This window comes from Nitrosomonas marina (assembly GCF_900111605.1).
Classification (GTDB): Bacteria; Pseudomonadota; Gammaproteobacteria; order Burkholderiales; family Nitrosomonadaceae; genus Nitrosomonas; species Nitrosomonas marina_A.
Genome location: NZ_FOIA01000002.1, coordinates 103,585 through 122,160, shown reverse-complemented (window position 1 = coordinate 122,160; position 18,576 = coordinate 103,585). Strand labels below are relative to the sequence as shown.

The window sequence follows — 18,576 nt, the reverse complement described above, 5'->3', positions numbered from 1 at the left end:
TTTTGTGAAAAAAATCATAAATCTCACGTTAACATAAAAAACGTCAATCAATCTGTTCTTTTGAAACCGTTTTGCATCGCGCCAGTGTGCACTGGCTTTGCACCGGGCGCAATGCAGGAGGCGGTTGATTGGCGGGACTGAAACAACAGCGTTAACGGGTGTTAAAATATATCGCTAGTTTTAACAGTTCTTGAATATCAATAAAATCAATCAATCAATTGTTTATGGAGGCTATGATGTTTGTTCAATTGAAAATGCCGTTGCTGGTTCCGGTCGCTGGATTGGTTTTTCTGCTGGCCGGTCAGCCAGTGGTGGCCGAAACGCCCGATTCCAAAAAGGCCGGACCGATTTTGCTATTGCTAGGCAAGGAACAGGATTTGACGGGCTGCAAGCTGCTTGGCAAAGTCACAGGTGCATCAGAGGCCGAGGACAGCGATATAACCTATCCGGAACGTCTGATTATCGCTCGCGACAGGTTGCGTGCGGAAACAGCAAAGCTGGGCGGTAATACCGTGCATGTACTGCAGACCTATAATACTGCGCGTTATGCAATTCCCGGAGTCGAACAAAGGATTATGTTTACGGGAAACGCGTACGTGTGCGAATGATTCGAATGAAATATTGTTGCAGAAAAATACCGGCAGCGATTTCGTAAATGACGCAGATTGAACATTAAAAAGACAGCAAAATGCGTGTTCGTAATTTTCGGCAATGAGTGTGTGATGTATATAATGAGGGCAGAATGGGCGAGGCATCGGTTAACGTATATTGCCTGGCCTGCCAGATCCGGTATTTGGCAAGACAAGTACAACGATGCGGTCGAGACTTATATGGCGCTGGCCAGAGAAATAGCGCGTTTTGAACCGGTGCGCCTGTTGGTACCACCGGCGGACCATCAATCTATTGTTAATCGGCTGGATGTGCAGGAACCGAATGTTACCGTTATCCCGGTACAGATTGACGACGGCTGGGTGCGGGACAGCGGACCGGTCTATGTCAGCGATGATAACAGCAATGCGCAGAAAATTCTGAAATGGAAGTTCAATGCATGGGGCGGGAAGTACACCCCTTTTCATAACGACGCCCGGCTTCCTGACTATATTTCACTGCTGGATAACATGGATTTGATTGAAGCGCCGCTATATTTCGAGGGAGGCGGTTTTAGCGTTGACGGCGAAGGAACATTGCTCACCACCGAAAGCGTCGTGCTGAATAATAACCGCAATCCCGGTTTGGACAAGGTTGAAGCAGAGGTGTATTTTCAGGATTTGCTTGGCGTGACAAAAGTGATCTGGCTGCCGCAGGGTCTCTGCGACGATGAAACGGATGGTCATAGTGATAATGTCGCAGCGTTCATTCAGCCAGGCATGATCGCAGCTTTATGCAGCGATGATACTACCGACCCGAATTACGAGATTTTGCAAGAGAACCTGGCTATTCTGAATCGGGAGACGGATGCGCGGGGGCGCAGCCTGCAGGTGGTGCCAATTAATCAGCCGTTGCCGATGTATGCTGGTGAAAGACGCCTTGCAGCTTCATATATCAATTTTTATTTTGTCAACGATGCGTTGTTGTTTCCGATTTTTGGACAAAAAAATGATATCGCTGCCGTCGATGCTATCAAACGGGCTCTTCCTGGCAGGAAAATTGTTCCGTTTGACGCAAGCAATCTGGTTGTCGGAGGCGGGGGCATTCATTGTGTGACTCAACAGTGGCCGGTCTGACGTGTAGTTGAAGTGCTGTTGATTTAGCCACAGCCCCGTTACTGGAACGGGCATAAGCCAGTTTTTTCAGTATAGGCTATATGGATTGGGCCAGATAATTGTGTTCCCGGCATGCATGGCGAGTGAGAAAATTTGCGCTATACTGGCGGGCATTATTCAAATTTCCAATCTTTATCAGAATCCGTGTTATGAAAATTCATGAATATCAGGCCAAGGAAATTCTGCGGCAATATGGGGTGGCAACGTCACGCGGTATTGCCTGTTTCAACGTCGATGAGGCTGTAAACGCCGCGCAGCAACTCGGTGGCGACACCTGGGTTGTAAAGGCGCAGATATATGCCGGCGGGCGAGGCAAGGGTGGTGGCGTCAAGATCGCACAATCGATTGAGGAAGTTCGTGAATTGGCCGGTAACATGTTTGGCATGCAGCTGGTAACGCATCAGACCGGTCCGGATGGGCAGACTGTTCACCGGTTGTTTATAGAAGAAGGCGTGAGTATCGTCACTGAATATTATGTCGGTATGGTAGTCGACCGTGACAGCCAGCGTGTATGCTTGATGACGAGCGCTGAAGGCGGCATGGATATTGAGCAGGTGGCGGCGGAAACGCCGGAAAAAATCCACAAGCTGATGATTGATCCAATTGCCGGGATATCGGATGATGAGGCGTTGGACATGGCGGCGAAAACCGGTATTCCTGATGCGGGTCGTGATGAAGCCGCAGCGTTGCTGAAAGGACTGTACAAGGCATTTGACGACAAGGACGCATCGCTTGCCGAGATTAATCCGCTGGTGTTGACGGCAGACAACCACATACTCGCACTCGATGCAAAAATGAATTTTGATGATAATGCGCTGTTTCGTCATCCAGAAATCGCTTCTCTGCGTGATCTGGATGAAGAGGAACCGCTTGAAATCGAGGCTTCTGAACACGATTTGTCGTATATTCCACTCGACGGTAATATCGGTTGCCTGGTTAACGGCGCCGGACTTGCGATGGCAACGATGGATATCATAAAGTTATATGGCGGTAACCCGGCCAATTTTCTGGATGTTGGTGGCGGTGCAACAGCTGAGAAAGTGACCGAGGCATTCAAGTTGATGTTGAAAAATCCAAAGCTTGAAGCGATTCTGGTCAATATTTTCGGTGGCATTATGCGTTGTGACGTGATCGCGGAAGGTGTGGTACAGGCGGCGCGTGAGGTCCGGTTGACAGTGCCGCTGGTAGTCCGTCTGGAAGGGACTAATGTGAAGCTTGGCAAACAGATACTTGCAGATTCAGGTCTTTCCGTTATTGCTGCCGGGAATATGGCCGATGCGGCGCAGAAAGTTGTCAGGGCGGCTGAAAACGCCTGATTTGTTATGTATTCGATTTATCTATTGAAGGAGCTGTGATTCATGTCCATCCTTATCAATCAGAACAGCCGTGTAATGACTCAGGGAATAACCGGCAAAACAGGTCAGTTCCATACCCGAATGTGTCGTGAATACGCGAATGGTCAGTCATGTTTTGTGGCAGGCGTCAATCCGCGCAAGCCGGGCGAAAACTTCGAAGGTATACCGGTTTTCGGTACAGTCAGGGAAGCGAGGGAAGCCACGGGCGCTACTGTCTCGGTAATATATGTACCACCGCCGTATGCCGCTGCAGCGATTGATGAAGCAGTGGAAGCGGAACTTGATCTGGTAATTTGTATCACCGAAGGTATCCCGGTACGTGACATGATCCGTACGCGCTATAAAATGCGAGGCAAAAAAACCCGCCTGATCGGTCCGAATTGTCCCGGTATTATTACACCTGATGAAATCAAGATTGGCATTATGCCCGGCTATATTCATAAAAAAGGGCGTATCGGTGTGGTTTCACGATCAGGCACACTGACCTATGAAGCGGTAGCTCAGTTGATGGAGCAAGGACTTGGGCAATCAACCTGTATCGGTATCGGTGGAGATCCGGTCAATGGATTGAAACATCTTGATGTGATGCGGTTATTCAATGATGACGATGAAACCGATGCAGTGCTGATGGTCGGCGAGATAGGTGGTACCGATGAAGAAGAATGCGCGCGCTGGGTCAAGGATAATATGCGCAAACCTGTCGTTGGGTTTATTGCCGGTGTTACGGCACCGCCAGGAAAGCGGATGGGGCATGCCGGCGCGATCATTTCGGGAGGCAAGGGCACGGCACAGGAAAAGCTTGCGGTTATGGAAGAATGTGGAATACAGGTAACGCGCAATCCCGCTGAGATGGGAAAATTGCTGAAGTCGGCGCTGGGTTGATTGCGGTGAGTACTTTATCCACGTGATTTTGTCGGGTTCGGTAAGCAGTACCTAAAAAGGAAAGCATCTTTCGTGCGTGCTGTACCTTCCGGCATGACAGCGTGGTAACGTTATACCTGACAATAACGCACGGATAGAGTTCTGGATTCATTTTTTCATCTGTTTCGCGTACGGGGATAGTAGATGCAAACAAAGAACCATTTTAAATACTGTGTTGCTGCGTGTGTTTTTTTGACGGTGTCAGGCTGCGCACTGCTGGAACCGGCCTCGCAAACCCCGAAACCACCCAAACCGGCCGCCAAACCCTCTATAGAACGCCCGGCAGGCCCACTGCCACCAAGTACCCGGCCAACCTATAACCTGATGGGTTATCCGCCCGGCTCTCAAGAAGGTTATATAGACGGTTGCGAAAGCGCCAAAGGATCCAAGTGGGGCTTTAAAGACCGTGAGCGGTATGAAAGCGATGGTCAATACCGGACCGGTTGGGATGACGGCTATGCTATATGCGGTAAAATGATATAATTGTCAAAACGTATTGGCGGATTGAAACTGTTTCCATGAAATACATGCAATTGGGCATACTGACGGGATTCTTGTTGCTGGTCTGTATGCCGTTATCGCTGGTCGCCGAACAAAAAGCTGATTCCGCAGCGATTGATCAACTTCCTGCAACAATCCAGCAAAAACTGGACAAAGCCGGTATCCCGCTATCAGCTGTCGGCATTTATGTGCATAAAATTGGAGCGCCGCACCCCGTTCTGGCATTGAATGCTGATGCCGCCATGAATCCTGCGTCTGTTATGAAACTGATGACGACTTATGCCGGACTCGAAATTCTCGGGCCCGCATATGCCTGGCAAACGGTTTTGTCTGCGCACGGCAAAATATCCGATGGCACCCTGCATGGCGATCTGGTTATTAAGGGGTATGGCGATCCAAAGCTGGATCTGGAACATTTCTGGCTGTTGATTCACCGCCTGCGCCAGACTGGGTTGGCACAGATTACTGGCAATCTGATTCTGGATCATAGCTATTACGATATTCCACAAAGCGATCCCGGCGCGTTTGACGGTGAGCCCTACCGAACATATAACATTCTGCCCGAAGCGCTATTGGTCAATTATCGTTCCACGGCGCTTCATCTCATGCCAGATGTCGAAAAGAAAGGAATCAGAGTGGTTGCCGATCCGATACCCGATTCGTTGCACGTTGTGAACAATTTGAAGCTCACCGACAAAGCATGTGGGGGCGGTTGGCGCAATTATCTTGACGTTGAAATACAGCATGGTGAAACAATCAACAATTCGCTGCAGGTAATTCTAAATGGCAGTTTTTCCGCGCGCTGTGGCAGGCAGTCTATCATGCTGGGCCTGCACGACAGCGCAACATACACACGGGATTTGTTCAAGCGATTCTGGTCGCAGCAGGGCGGTGTTTTTGATGGCGATGTCATTACGGCAGAAGCGCCTGCAGGTTTGTTGCATATCAAGACCTATTACTCACCACCACTGGCTGAGGTAATACGCGGCATTAACAAATTCAGTAACAATATTGCTGCACGCCAGTTATTTTTGACACTTGGAACGGCCGGCTCGACAAATCGCACACGTTCCCCGGCTACACTCGACAAATCCGAGCATGCCCTGAAACGGTGGCTGGCTTCCAAACAGCTGTTTTTCCCCGAACTGGTTATCGAAAACGGTTCGGGTTTATCGCGAATAGAACGTATCAGTGCAAGGCACATGGGAAAATTACTGCTAACGGCCTTTAACAGTCCGGTGATGCCTGAATTTATTGCATCTTTACCGATTGCAGCGGTTGACGGTACCATGAGAGGCCGGCTTACCGGTACGGCGGTCAGTGGTCTTGCACATATGAAAACCGGGACACTAAATAACGTCAGGGCACTGGCCGGTTATATGCTTGATCAATCCGGACAGCGTATCGTTGTCGTCATTTTTGTTAATCACCCGCAAGCTGTACATTCCCGCGATGCAATGGATGCACTGCTGCAGTGGATTTATGACCGGTAGCATGTGTCAAGATACCGTCAAATAAGGAAATTAAATGATTAACCTGGCAATACAATTGCTGGCGGGACAACTCAATCAGCATTTGAAACGAACCTACGCAGTTAATGAAGATGTGGCGATTGTTTCCAATCTGTTGGAAATGGATGGCAGCGTTGTGCCAAATACACATAACAAACTTGTAATTTTCTTAACTAATATTGAAAAAGATGCTGTGTCGGCCTCACTGGGGGGAAGCCAGGGGTTTGGCGAAAGGGCCCTCCAACGCAACACCGCACTGCATTTCAATCTGTATGTCATGATGACTGCAAACTTTACCGGCAACAATTACGCCGAGGCTTTAAAGTTTTTATCCAGTACGATCAGTTTTTTTCAGCGAAACCCGATGTTTAGCCATCATACGGTACCAGAGATGGATAAACGAATCGAGAAACTGGTATTGGATATCGAAAATTTATCAGTACAGGACCAGAGCAATTTATGGAGTGCTTTAGGCGGGAAATACATGCCTTCAATACTGTACCGCGTGCGCATGGTTACATTCGATTCGGAAGACATTATCGGCCGTCAGCCGGTTGTGACTGTTTCAAAACCTACGGTTCCGCCCGTGGGTAGTAATTGACAGCTGACAACATTTGGATTTACAGTGTTGCCAAAATGATCTCAGAGGATGAGCCAAAGTTACAATGGAGCGTGAATCAAACCGATGAATGCCTACCAGTTGCTTTTTAATGTTTCTGTAGAGCATATGTATTTCACCGATCATGTCTGCAAGTCACTTAATTTTGTTCCAACGGTGAAAACGGTTCACCTTCTCAATCGCCCCGGGTTTCTGCTAAAAACAGCTGCCAATCGTCTTTCTGTTTTTTTTGAAACGGACAACATAGATCGCCTGCGTTTGTACGCTGAAGACGAATTGTTATTTACCTTCAAGGTGTTTTCGCGAGATCCAAGGTTTTTTTGGTATACAGCACCCGCCAGACCATCCTCGAACGCGTTATTGTTTTTTGACAATCACCAGCCCGCTATAAAAGCGGATGGTAAACAGCTGCTGCATCGTGAACGCTTTGTGTCCGAACGTGATTATGAAGATTCGGGTTCAGAGCGGATCAGGCAATGCCTTGAGTCGCGAGACTATCACGTGCCCCCATGCTTCATCGTTCAGTTTGCCATGCACAACGAAAGCCTATTATCAGCACCGGGCCAGGACTCCGAGGCCGTGCGTAATTTTGTTATTTTGTTTGCGAGCAACAAGACACTCTGGAAATATTATCTGATGGGAGACCTGTCCCGGCGCGGTCTGTACATTCGGGATCTGGACAGTAAATTAATGTTTGAGGAAATCGGAAAAACCGTCTTGCCCGGTAATCGCCCGGCCAGAATGCTGCAATCAACACAGGCAATACAGATGCACGAACTGCCGCAACAGCGGTTGCAGCTAAGAGAGACTCAGAATCGAGGGGACAAGGTACTGATTAATAGATTGCCGAATGCTTCAGTCAATCATTTGCATGGCGACTTGGTGAACGGCAAAATGCATCATATTTCAGAAATTTATGTACATTAAAAAAGCTTGAAAAGGCTAAATTCTCGACAGCAAGTAATTTTTTGAAGTTAGTTCAGGCAAACCAGTTTAAGGCATAGACAAAGGCGCAATTATCCAAACTAGAGGAGCAAATCATGGGGCAGTACAAGACACCTGGTGTTTACATTGTTGAAAAGAATGCGTTTCCTAATTCCGTAGTGGAGGTTGCGACTGCGGTGCCTGCTTTTATCGGGTATACGGAACGTGCTGACAATCAGGGAAAATCGTTGTTGAACAAAGCATGGCGTATTTCTTCGATGTCGGAGTTCATCAGTTATTTCGGCGGTGCACCCAAATCACAGTTCGAAATTCAGGAAGAAAAACCCGAGGATGAAACATCGGCAGAGGCGGATTTTTCCAGTAATGAAAAAGAATATTATCTGGTGCATCAGAAACAAAGGTTTTTGCTGTACTACAGCATGATACTTTTCTTTCAAAATGGCGGTGGGGCTTGCTATGTCATTTCAGTTGGCAAGTATGGTGAAGGTGCCATCGATAAGGCCAGGCTTGAAGGCGGCATCAAGGTGCTGCTGAAAGAGCAGGAACCAACCATGGTGGTCATTCCGGACGCCATGTCTATCAACAAGGAAGATGACTGTATAGCTTTGCAACAGGCGGTGCTTAAGCACTGCGGGTACGCGATGAAGAATCGATTCGCAATACTTGATGTCTACAACGGTTTCAAGGATCAACAGGATCCTGACGGCAACTGTATCGATAATTTTCGTAATAAGCTCGGGACCAGTTTTCTGGATTTTGCCGCAGCTTACTATCCCTGGCTGAACACGTCAATTGTCCAACCGGGTGAATTAAGTTTTACCAATATTGCCAACCCGGATACGCTAAAAGAGCTTTTGGATGCTGAAGTTGACAATAGCCAGTTGATCGATGCAAAAAAAGACGAAATCAAGGCGGAAATCAAAAAAATATCGACTGCAGACGATCCTGAATTACACAAAACCCTGAATGTTGTTAGTCCAATATACGGAAAAATTCTGCAGGCTGTCAGAAGCCGTTTGAATTTGCTGCCCCCTGCAGCTGCCATGGCGGGTATTTATTCAATGGTAGACAATTCCCGCGGCGTCTGGAAGGCACCGGCGAATGTCAGTATTAACAGCGTGGTTTCACCATCGGTGGAGATTACTCATGACGAGCAGGAAGATTTGAACGTTACCACGGCTGGTAAATCGATCAATGCCATTCGCTCGTTTATCGGTGAAGGAACACTGGTTTGGGGAGCGCGGACACTGGATGGCAATAGCCTGGATTGGCGTTATATCAATGTGCGCAGGACCATGATCATGCTGGAAGAATCGATCAAACTGGCCACCAAGGCTTATGTGTTCGAGCCAAATGTTTCCAATACATGGGTAACGATCAAGAGCATGGTTAACAATTTTTTGATCAGTATCTGGAAACGCGGCGGGTTGGCCGGCGCAACACCCGAAGACGCATTCGGTGTTTATGTTGGGCTTGGAGAAACCATGACGCCGCAGGATATACTCGACGGTATTCTGCGCGTTACAGTGCTGGTTGCTTTGAGTCGTCCGGCTGAGTTTATCGAGATTACGTTCCAGCAGCAAATGCAGAAATCATGATAGGCGTATTTACACAAATTGATTAAATAGCAGCGTACTTTATTTTAAATTTTAAAGACAGAGGTGAACTATGGCAGATGATGGATCAAGTCAGTCAACATCAGTTTGGCCCATGCCAAAATTTTATTTTCAGGTTAAGTGGGATTCGCAGGTCATGTCATTTCAGGAAGTCAGCGGTCTTGATATTCAATCCGAGGAAATCAAATACCGGCATGGCGACAGTCCAGAATTTTCAGTTATTAAAATGCCCGGTATGAAAAAAGTTGGCAATATCACCATGAAGAAAGGTGTATTCAAGGGTGATAATAAGTTCTGGGACTGGTTTACGCAGATTAAAATGAATACCATCAAACGGCTACCGATAACCATCAGTCTGCTGGATGAGGGTGGCAACGCTACAATGGTGTGGACATTGACAAATGCCTGGCCTACCAAAATCACAGGCACTGATCTGAAATCGGAAGGTAACGAAGTGGCGATTGAAACCATTGAGATTGTTCATGAAGGACTGACAATTGCCAATGGCTGATCAATCAACAGCACGCTTACCTGTTTTACGCCTGGCAAGGCGGATGAGCTGAAAAATGCAGGATGCATCTTCGAATACAATTTATCCGCCTTCTGCTTTTTATTTCAAAGTTATGTTCGGTGGCACGCATGAGAACGCAGATACTTCGTTTCAGGAGGTGTCCGGCATAACTACAGAAATAGATTTGGAAACAGTAGTCGAAGGCGGTGAAAACCGCTTTGCCTATCAATTGCCGAAAGGAATCAAACATCCCAGCCTGGAATTAAAGCGTGGCATTGCGCCAAAAGATTCGCCACTGGTGAAATGGTGTATCGCTGTTTTGGAGGGTGATTTTGTGTCGGCAATTGAAACGCAGGCTGTCCGTGTATTTTTAATGAACGAGAATAAAACACCAATACGCGGCTGGCTTTTTGATTCAGCTTTTCCCGTGAAATGGGAAATTGAAAATTTTGGTTCAACTAAAAACGAGGTGGCTATCGAAAAGATAGTACTGAATTATAATTTCTTAAAACGAATCGTCTGACGCGAGCCATAAAGATGCCGATAGAAATCAAACAATTACTTATTAAATCGAATATCGTGCAACGTACTGTAGACGAACCACAGGATATTGACGAGGAGCGCAGCGCATTAAAGGAAGAATTGATGGCTGAATGCCGTCATTTGGTCCAGGATATCATGCGCGAAAGAGAGGAGCGTTAAATGGCGAATCAGAAAAAAGCGCTGTTGACGATATCGCGCTGTATAGTCAGTTCAGATGGTAGGATCAGTGTTGACAGCTCCAAAAAAAAGTTTGAAGCAATGATCAATCCGTCCGGATATGAACATGTTTTAAGTCTGAGATACGCAAAGAACAAGGTACTGGGTCAGCCAGGAACTGAAACGAAATATGATGTCAGTCATCCGGAAAAAATTGTTCTAAGGGAATTGATATTTGATGGTACCGGTGTCATCAGGTCGTCGGATAACCAGCCTGTTTCAGTTAAAAACCAGATAGAGCTGTTACGTAATGTGATCTATACTTATGACGGCAGCAAACACGAAGCACCGATTGTTCAGTTGAAATGGGGCAGTTTTCTGTTTTACGGCCGGGTAGAATCTCTGAAGTTTGATTATACGCTTTTCAAACCCAGTGGCGTTCCGCTGCGCGCCAAAGTGACATTGACGTTTATCGAATATCAAAGCAGTGAGGAAATTGCCAAGGAAGCTGATAATCAGTCACCGGACCTGACGCACCAGGTAGAAGTCAAGGCAGGTGATACGCTGCCACTGCTCTGTTATCGGATTTATCAGAACAGTGCTTATTATCCGGAAGTTGCGCGTGTCAATAATCTGACTCATTTTCGAGACCTGAAGCCGGGAACGCTGTTACGGTTTCCGCCACTCAATTAAAACCTGCCATGGCCGATTCCCCATTGAAAGATAGTACGGGTATAGTTTCTCTATCGCTGACCAGCAACGGGAAAGCGGTTGCAGATGCAATCCAGATTGTTTCGGTAGAAATTGAGTATTGCGTTAATAAAATCCCAACGGCCAGAATTGTGATTCTCGATGGAGACATGCCCAATAATGAATTTCCGGTCAGCAGCCAGGACGTATTCAAACCAGGTGCTGTCGTTGAACTGGCATGCGGCTATGACAACAAGGAAACCAGAATCTTTAAAGGTATTGTCATCAGGCACAGTATCAAAATCGATGGCGATAACTATTCTCGACTGATCGTATACTGTAAGGATCAGGCCGTGGCGATGACAATTGGTCGCAAAAATGCTAACTATGTCAATGCCAAAGACAGCGATATCATGACACAGATGATTAATGGTCATCAAGATGTGTCGGCAGATGTTTCCGCAACCAGCACACAGTTCAAGGAAGTGGTTCAGTTTTACTGTACTGACTGGGATTTTTTACTGACACGGGCGGAAGTAAACGGCTGTCTGGTGACAGTCGATGCAGGTACCATCAGTGTCAAAGCACCACAGGTAACAGGGGAAGCCCAGTTGACACTGACTTATGGAGTCGATTTGATGGCATTTGATGCCGACCTCGATGCCTTTGCGCAGTACGGTACGGTTAAAGCGACAGCGTGGGATCCTGCTACGCAGGCAGTTACGGAAGCACAGTCCGGCCCGGTCAGCCTGAACAGCCAGGGAAATATCGACAGTGCAGAACTGGCCAAAATTGTCGGACCGGAGTATTTCCGTTTACAGACTGATACACCGCTCGACAATACTGCGCTTTCAGACTGGGTCAATGGTCAGCAGATCAAATCCGGACTTGCCAGAATTCGCGGCAGTGCCTCATTTCAGGGTAGTTCCAAAGCAAAGATCGGCGCACTGATCGAAATCAAGGGCATAAATGACCGGTTTAACGGCAATGTGCTTGTGACACAGGTCAGGCACAGGATTGTCAGTGGAAACTGGGTCAGTGAAATACAGTTTGGTCTTTCGGAAAAATGGTTTACCGAGCAATATTCTGTCGAAGCCCCAATGGCCGCCGGGCTTGTGCCGGGTGTTCGCGGTTTGCAGATAGGTGTTGTGAAAAAGCTGGATGCCGATCCGGAAGGTCAATACAGAATACAGGTATCGATACCGGTAATGCAGGCAGAGAATGAAGGTGTGTGGGCACGATTGGCTGGTTACTACAGCTCCACTGGTTTTGGCGCTTTCTTTATACCCGAGATTGGCGATGAGGTCATACTCGGTTACCTGAACAATGACCCGGCGTATCCGGTTATTCTAGGCAGCATGTACAGCAGCAATCGAAAACCGCCCTATGAGGTAACAGCGGAAAACAATATTAAGGCAGTTGTCACACGCAGCAAGCTAAAAATCGAGTTTGATGAAGAAAAGAAAATTATTACGCTGATTACACCGAATAATAACCAGATAGTGATCAGTGATGAACAGAAATCAATACTGCTGCAGGACCAGAACAGTAACAAAGTGGAGTTGAGTACCGGCGGTATCACTCTCGACAGTCCCAAAGACATAAAAATCAGCGCGAAAGGCAAGGTAACTATTGATGCCGTCAACAATGTCGAAGTGACTGCTCAGGCAGATATAAACAACACAGGGCTTAACATTAACCATCAGGCCAATGTCGGTCTTGTTGCTAAAGGCAATGCAACGGCAGAATTATCGGCAAGTGGTCAGACGACAGTTAAGGGTGCCATGGTAATGATTAACTGAAACAGAATATCAAGGTCAACTGAAATGCCACCGGCTGCAAGAATTACTGATATGCATACCTGTCCGATGCAAACACCGGGTTTGCCGCCCATTCCGCATGTGGGCGGGCCGATCAGTGGCCCTTGTGTTGCAAATGTATTGATTGGCAATTTGCCGGCGGCAGTGACGGGCGATATGTGTGTTTGCGTTGGTCCGCCGGATAGTATAGTCAAAGGATCAGCGACCGTAATGATCAGCGGCAGACCTGCTGCCAGGATGGGGGACACGACAGCCCATGGAGGCAGTATCGTATCAGGCCTGCCAACCGTAATGATAGGCGGTTAGCTTGCCGGATTAACGCGATACAACATCATTGCTCAGGCTTGTTGGTGCCTGAACAGCGTAATGCAGCGAGAACAAACATGGCGACAGACAAATCCTTTCTAGGTACAGGATGGGCTTTTCCTCCACAGTTCAATATCAATGGTAGAGTCAAACGGGTGTCTGCAGAAGAGGACATTCGTGAAAGCCTGTATATTTTATTATCAACGCATCCAGGCGAACGTATCATGCAGCCTACTTACGGGTGCGGGTTAAAAGCACATGTGTTTGAGGAAATCGACGAAACGGAGGTCACCGTGATAACCGACCTTGTCAGAAGAGCGATTTTATTTTTTGAACCACGTGTCATTGTTGAGCGAATAGACGTGGATAGTGAAAACGAGAACGATCGCGCAAATGGTCTGATTCAAATTCATATAACCTATATCGTTCGATCAACCAATAACCGACACAATATTGTGTATCCGTTCTATTTTACCGAAGGTACCAATGTACGCATCTAGGTACAAGGTTACAGGCGTTATTGACCAATTGGCAATCGACCAATATGCCCACTGGCCGTATCTTGTGCTTAGCGGCCTGTCCTGGTCCGGTATTTTCAATCCGAAAACACGTGGTTCATTGTATCAATGAGATATTGTTCTGATCTGGTGGCCGACATTCGTCTGCGTATCCGGGACGGGACAAGTCAATCCTGCCGTCTGTTGCAGGCGCTGGACCAGGATTATTTCCAGCTATTTGATTTGCGTTTTCATGCGTTGCTGGCTATGGCTGTCGATTACGCCGAAATGATGAAATTTTATCATTTGAATAATGAATCGGACGGCAATTGGAAAACTTTTTTCACAGCCGATGAGACTGTGATTATTGCGATAATTCTGTCAATCGATACGACCAGGCTGGGGTCAATGTACAGACCGAATCAGCTTCCAGCCAAAATGATGCAGAATCATGCGATAAATTCGATTTATACGGCATTGCCTGTAGCATATCGGTATCAGTTTATAATGGCTTACTACGCCACAGGATTGCTGGATCGTTGGCTGGTATCACTCAAATCGGCGCACAGCCGTATCGGTCATGAACTGTATCAACTGGTTGAAGGAATAGTCGCCGGGCTCAAAAATGACTTGCAATTATTGATACGGCATACTGCTTATTCATTGCCCGAAGAACCACTTGATCAATACTTCTCCAGTGATTTGATCAACCTGATGAATATTTCAGATGCCGATCATTATAGTTCGGATTCGAACTATATGATTGATGAATCGTCAATACCAGTCCGTCTGCGTTCAGGTTTCTTTTCAATAGTGAAAGCCATAGAAATGGTTCAGGATAGGGCGGCCGCTTTGCTGTCAGTTTCGTTGCACAGCCAGTGTCACGACCCGGCTGCAGGTCTGCTGATAACATTTTTGCAGTTATTTCAAAGATTGCAAAAAAAAATCAACCGGTTTACATCAAACTTTATCGATTTTTACTATGAGCAGATCCTTGGCGCACAGACACATCCGTTTGTGCCAGATCACACCTACGTCGTCGCCCGTTTGAATAGCCCCAAACATACAGTATTGATTCCCAAAGATACTGTTTTTCTCGCTGGTCTTGACCAGGATAAACGGCAAATACAGTACATCAGCAATCATGATGTCCGCATTCACGGTGCCCGAGTCAACGCTATTCATACTTTGTTTTTCGAGCGCGACTTACTTAGTTCACCCGAGAATGTTCTGCAGGAAGTCGTTGTTTTACCCCATGAGCGCAAACAAAAAACCAGACAACTGGCAACGGCATGCTGGCTGAATGCAATTCCTGCAAGCTGTGAAGAAACAGCCATATCGCTCGGCGATAAACTTGCTTACCCTATATTGGGCGCATCCAAAATAACTGAAACAGAAACTTTTTCTGCAACACATGCGCGTATCGGCTGTGCACTTGCAAGTAAAACGCTGTTGCTTAAGGAAGGAAAAAGAACGGTTTGCATCACGTTTAATTTCACCGAACCGGATGCCGGAATGAAACAGAATACACTCAGGCACTGGATCGACAATATTGCAAAGACGTTGAAATCACCGGGTTCCAAAGAGGTCGATACGGATTACAGCGACGCAGAAGTGCAGGATATTTTTTTTAAAGTATTTGGAAATCTTTTTGTCATTACTTTATCCGGTGAGGAAGGCTGGTTGCCGGTTGACGAATATATCCCGGTCTATTCAGGCGTTGACAGTACAATGAATGAAAACAGTCTGCGGATTATTTTCACGCTGACAGCGGATATGCCGGCCGTGTCGCCTTATTCTTCAGTGGTACATGGCGAGAATTATGGCACGGAGCTGCCTGTGATCAGACTGCTGCTCAATCCGCGAGGTTATCTGTATCCCTATAGTATCCTTAACAAGCTGTCGGTAGACTGGATAGACATTGATGTATCGGTCAGTGGCCACCGTACCCTGATATTGCACAATCAGCTTGGTCAGTTGTCAGCACAGGCATCTTTTAATCCATTTGGTCCGTTGCCGGAGGTCGGTTCTTACTGGCTGGTTGGTTGTGCCGAGGCCTCTGTCAAGCAGTTGACACATTTCAACATCGAATTCAAATGGGGAGGACTACCTGCCGGGATCGGCGGGTTTGAATCATATTATCAAGGCTATGACGGGCCTGACAAGCATACTGATTTTCTGGTAGGTATGACTGTCTTGACTGATAGCCAATGGCTTCCGGGTAACAGCGTTCCTGTTATTACCGATACGCTTTTCAGGGCTCAGGAAGCGCGTCAGGCATCAAATGCGCTGGATGATTCCAAACAGATTGTCTGTGATTCGCTGATACCTTACTGGAGCCCTATGGAATACCGCCAGGTGTTAACCCAGTTCAGTTATACACCTTCCAGTAAAAAAGGATTTTTTAAATTTACGCTGGTTTCACCAGCCGATGCTTTCGGTCATAAGAAATACCCGCAGGTGCTGGCACGTGTATTGACACACAACACTCGGCAGCGCGTTCCCAAACTGCTTAAAAAAGAACCTAATGCACCTTATACGCCTGTAATTACATCCATACTGGTCAACTATAAGGCGACAACGCGGCTGACCATTGACAATCCGGATGACGGTGCCTTGCCGGTGCACCAGGATAAGCTGATTCATCTGCATCCGTTGGGCTGGGAGGATTCAGGCGCTATACCGATGCAATTTGTCTCACTGTTACCGCAGTATGTCTATTCCGGTAACCTGTTAATCGGATTGGACGCATTTGAGCAGGGCGGCCTGCTGACGCTTTATTTTCATTTGCGTGAAAACTCGTTACCGTCAGGAAACAATTCAATCGGACAGCTGCAATGGTACGCTCTGTCTTCAAATCAATGGATCCCGTTAACGGTCCGGGACGTTGTTTCGGACACGACTTTCGGATTTATGACCTCCGGTATCGTTACCTTAAATGTGCCGGCAGAGATCAATACGAACAATACTGTTCTGCCAGCCGGCGTGTGCTGGTTACGCGTTTCAGCGGATCACGATCTGGAAAAATTCTGCAGCCTGTATTCGATACATGCGCAGGCAATCCAGGTAAACCGGCAGGTTGATTCCGCTGGTTCCCGGGAAATCATGACGTTCAGTCCGCTGCCAGTCGACAGCATTCAACAGACTAAACAGTCTATTCCCGGGCTTGAACGTGTCTGGCAGCTGCAATCTTCAGTTAACGGACGCTCGGCAGAAAGTAAAACTGATATGCGTACACGCCTGAGTGAACGGTTGCGTCACAAGAACCGTGCGTTGCTGCCAAAAGATTATGAACAACTGATACTGGCGAATTTTCCACAGATTTTCAAAGTAAAATGTTTTGCTAACTTGATGCCTGAATACGATTCCCGATATCGTCAAATCCGACCCTGTCTGAAAGCGGGTCACCTGACGATTGTAGCGCTACCTTTTTCGGTCAAACAGGCGCATTATGGCAGGCAGTTATGGCTGAGCGGTCACCGGGTAAATGAGATGAAGCGGTTTATTCAGCAGTATGTGCCGCCATTTGCCAGTATCCATTATGTCAATCCTGTATACGAAACCATACAGGTCCGGTGTACGGTCAAATTCAGAGACGGTCACGCAAGTGGTCTGCATCTTGCAAAACTGAATGAAGCAATTTCTGATTATATATCTCCATGGCATGATACAGTCGGATATACCAAGCATTTTGGGTGGTGTATCGGCAAGAATGATATGCAGTCTTATATACAGCAGCTTGAATACATTGACCGGGTTACGAATTTTTCCATGTTACGGATTACACCTGATGGCGATGCATTATTTGATTTGTTCGATAGTGCGGCAATGCCTGCGCCGCAGGATACGTCTGAAGGGATTGTGCCGAAATATCCCTGGAGTATTGCCGAGCCGATGCGACAGCACTATATCGAAGTCGATGACAGCTTTGTGGCTATAGAGCCGGAGGTTACCGGTATTGGTGAACTGGAAATCGGCAGTACATTCATTGTTCTGAACAGAGATGGCAAAACAAAACAGAAAAACACTTGAAGCCAAATTCAAGAACGGCAGCATGCCTTCAGAGACTGCGTTTGCCGACTTGATTGATTCGACACTCAATTTAATTGATGACGGTTTTGATAAAACGGTCAAGGACGGGTTGAGAATTTTTCAGCTTGGAGACGGAAAATTAATGAGTTTCTATCAGAAAATGGAGACGCTCAGTCCGTTATGGTTTGTGGGACTGGATAAAGCAACATCCAATCTCAGGATTGGCAATCAGTTCAACCCAAATGTGCTGACGTTGCGCAGCATTGGAGAAACGGAAGAAAACTCCGAGGCGGTTCGCGTAGGCGTCGGCATTAATACAGAGCGTCCTCGATATGAACTGGACGTGGCCGGTACAGTTGCTGCTCACGGCAGAGCAGGGAAAAAGGACGAATTTGCGGTGCCTGCTGACGGTGAATGGTACGATATCAGCGGTGTGCTGACAGGCTGTCAGGCATTTGAGGTTGTTGCGGGCGTCGGTGGTCGTGATGCAGATGGAAAATACGCCCTGATGCACGCATTTGCGCTGAGTACGTACCATGCCAAAAATCATATCAGTTATCATCAGGCGCATTACGGCGCCAAATGCAATCAACTGGAACTGCGTTGGGAACCTGTTTCTACTGAAAGTGACAACTTTGAATTCGTTTTGCAATTGCGCACAGGTATTTCCTATGGCAACGGTATTTGGGTCAGATATCATTTAACCCGACTTTGGGAAGATACAGCAATGTTCGAAAGTGAAGTGAAACCCGAAACATTACCTGTATCGACATCGAGAAAAAAACGATAG

Annotated in this window: 18 protein-coding genes; all 18 read left to right on the top strand. The window is 47.1% G+C overall.

The features are described 5' to 3' along the window. Window positions 1-236 precede the first annotated feature (236 nt). The 18 genes from BMY62_RS01545 (at window position 237) to BMY62_RS01465 (ending at window position 18,576) form a co-directional block, all read left to right on the top strand. Window positions 237-608: a DUF4156 domain-containing protein gene (locus BMY62_RS01545; RefSeq protein WP_090655566.1), complete on the top strand. Its 372-nt coding sequence runs from the start codon at window positions 237-239 to the stop codon at window positions 606-608. A 114-nt stretch (window positions 609-722) separates the two neighbouring features. Further along, window positions 723-1,724 (top strand): agmatine deiminase family protein, encoded by a 1,002-nt coding sequence (locus BMY62_RS01540; RefSeq protein ID WP_090655563.1) that lies wholly within the window; start codon window positions 723-725, stop codon window positions 1,722-1,724. Between the two features lie 188 nt (window positions 1,725-1,912). Further along, the gene (sucC, locus tag BMY62_RS01535; RefSeq protein ID WP_090655802.1) at window positions 1,913-3,079 is read left to right on the top strand and encodes an ADP-forming succinate--CoA ligase subunit beta; all 1,167 of its coding nucleotides are present in this window, start codon (window positions 1,913-1,915) and stop codon (window positions 3,077-3,079) included. A 42-nt stretch (window positions 3,080-3,121) separates the two neighbouring features. After that, on the top strand, window positions 3,122-4,000 hold the full coding sequence (gene sucD / locus BMY62_RS01530; RefSeq protein WP_090655560.1) for a succinate--CoA ligase subunit alpha: 879 nt from the start codon (window positions 3,122-3,124) through the stop codon (window positions 3,998-4,000). A 183-nt stretch (window positions 4,001-4,183) separates the two neighbouring features. After that, window positions 4,184-4,522: a hypothetical protein gene (locus tag BMY62_RS01525; RefSeq protein WP_090655558.1), complete on the top strand. Its 339-nt coding sequence runs from the start codon at window positions 4,184-4,186 to the stop codon at window positions 4,520-4,522. Window positions 4,523-4,557: 35 nt separating this feature from the next. Then, window positions 4,558-6,033, top strand: coding sequence for a D-alanyl-D-alanine carboxypeptidase/D-alanyl-D-alanine endopeptidase (gene dacB / locus BMY62_RS01520; RefSeq protein ID WP_256207384.1), 1,476 nt, complete (start codon window positions 4,558-4,560; stop codon window positions 6,031-6,033). A 34-nt stretch (window positions 6,034-6,067) separates the two neighbouring features. Continuing rightward, window positions 6,068-6,652 carry a Pvc16 family protein gene (locus BMY62_RS01515; protein WP_090655552.1) on the top strand — a complete coding sequence of 195 codons (585 nt, stop codon included), beginning with the start codon at window positions 6,068-6,070 and terminating at the stop codon, window positions 6,650-6,652. 84 nt (window positions 6,653-6,736) lie between these two features. After that, window positions 6,737-7,597 carry a hypothetical protein gene (locus BMY62_RS01510; RefSeq protein WP_090655549.1) on the top strand — a complete coding sequence of 287 codons (861 nt, stop codon included), beginning with the start codon at window positions 6,737-6,739 and terminating at the stop codon, window positions 7,595-7,597. Window positions 7,598-7,710: 113 nt separating this feature from the next. Then, window positions 7,711-9,213 (top strand): phage tail sheath family protein, encoded by a 1,503-nt coding sequence (locus BMY62_RS01505; RefSeq protein WP_090655546.1) that lies wholly within the window; start codon window positions 7,711-7,713, stop codon window positions 9,211-9,213. A gap of 112 nt (window positions 9,214-9,325) precedes the next feature. Beyond that, on the top strand, window positions 9,326-9,742 hold the full coding sequence (locus BMY62_RS01500) for a phage tail protein (RefSeq protein WP_218142912.1): 417 nt from the start codon (window positions 9,326-9,328) through the stop codon (window positions 9,740-9,742). Between the two features lie 55 nt (window positions 9,743-9,797). Beyond that, a complete protein-coding gene (locus tag BMY62_RS01495) occupies window positions 9,798-10,265 on the top strand; it encodes a phage tail protein (RefSeq protein WP_090655541.1) in 468 nt (155 codons plus the stop codon). Between the two features lie 14 nt (window positions 10,266-10,279). After that, the gene (locus BMY62_RS16060) at window positions 10,280-10,444 is read left to right on the top strand and encodes a DUF5908 family protein (RefSeq protein WP_177170258.1); all 165 of its coding nucleotides are present in this window, start codon (window positions 10,280-10,282) and stop codon (window positions 10,442-10,444) included. Next, window positions 10,445-11,134, top strand: a complete 690-nt coding sequence (locus BMY62_RS01490; RefSeq protein WP_090655538.1) for a CIS tube protein — start codon at window positions 10,445-10,447, stop codon at window positions 11,132-11,134. Window positions 11,135-11,142: 8 nt separating this feature from the next. Continuing rightward, window positions 11,143-12,933 (top strand): type VI secretion system tip protein VgrG, encoded by a 1,791-nt coding sequence (vgrG, locus tag BMY62_RS01485; RefSeq protein ID WP_090655535.1) that lies wholly within the window; start codon window positions 11,143-11,145, stop codon window positions 12,931-12,933. A 24-nt stretch (window positions 12,934-12,957) separates the two neighbouring features. Further along, the gene (locus BMY62_RS01480) at window positions 12,958-13,257 is read left to right on the top strand and encodes a PAAR domain-containing protein (protein ID WP_090655533.1); all 300 of its coding nucleotides are present in this window, start codon (window positions 12,958-12,960) and stop codon (window positions 13,255-13,257) included. Between the two features lie 77 nt (window positions 13,258-13,334). Beyond that, window positions 13,335-13,757, top strand: coding sequence for a GPW/gp25 family protein (locus BMY62_RS01475; RefSeq protein WP_090655800.1), 423 nt, complete (start codon window positions 13,335-13,337; stop codon window positions 13,755-13,757). Window positions 13,758-13,883: 126 nt separating this feature from the next. Beyond that, the gene (locus BMY62_RS01470) at window positions 13,884-17,786 is read left to right on the top strand and encodes a baseplate J/gp47 family protein (protein ID WP_090655531.1); all 3,903 of its coding nucleotides are present in this window, start codon (window positions 13,884-13,886) and stop codon (window positions 17,784-17,786) included. Continuing rightward, on the top strand, window positions 17,758-18,576 hold the full coding sequence (locus BMY62_RS01465; RefSeq protein WP_090655528.1) for a hypothetical protein: 819 nt from the start codon (window positions 17,758-17,760) through the stop codon (window positions 18,574-18,576). Before BMY62_RS01470 ends, BMY62_RS01465 begins: the two co-directional genes overlap by 29 nt.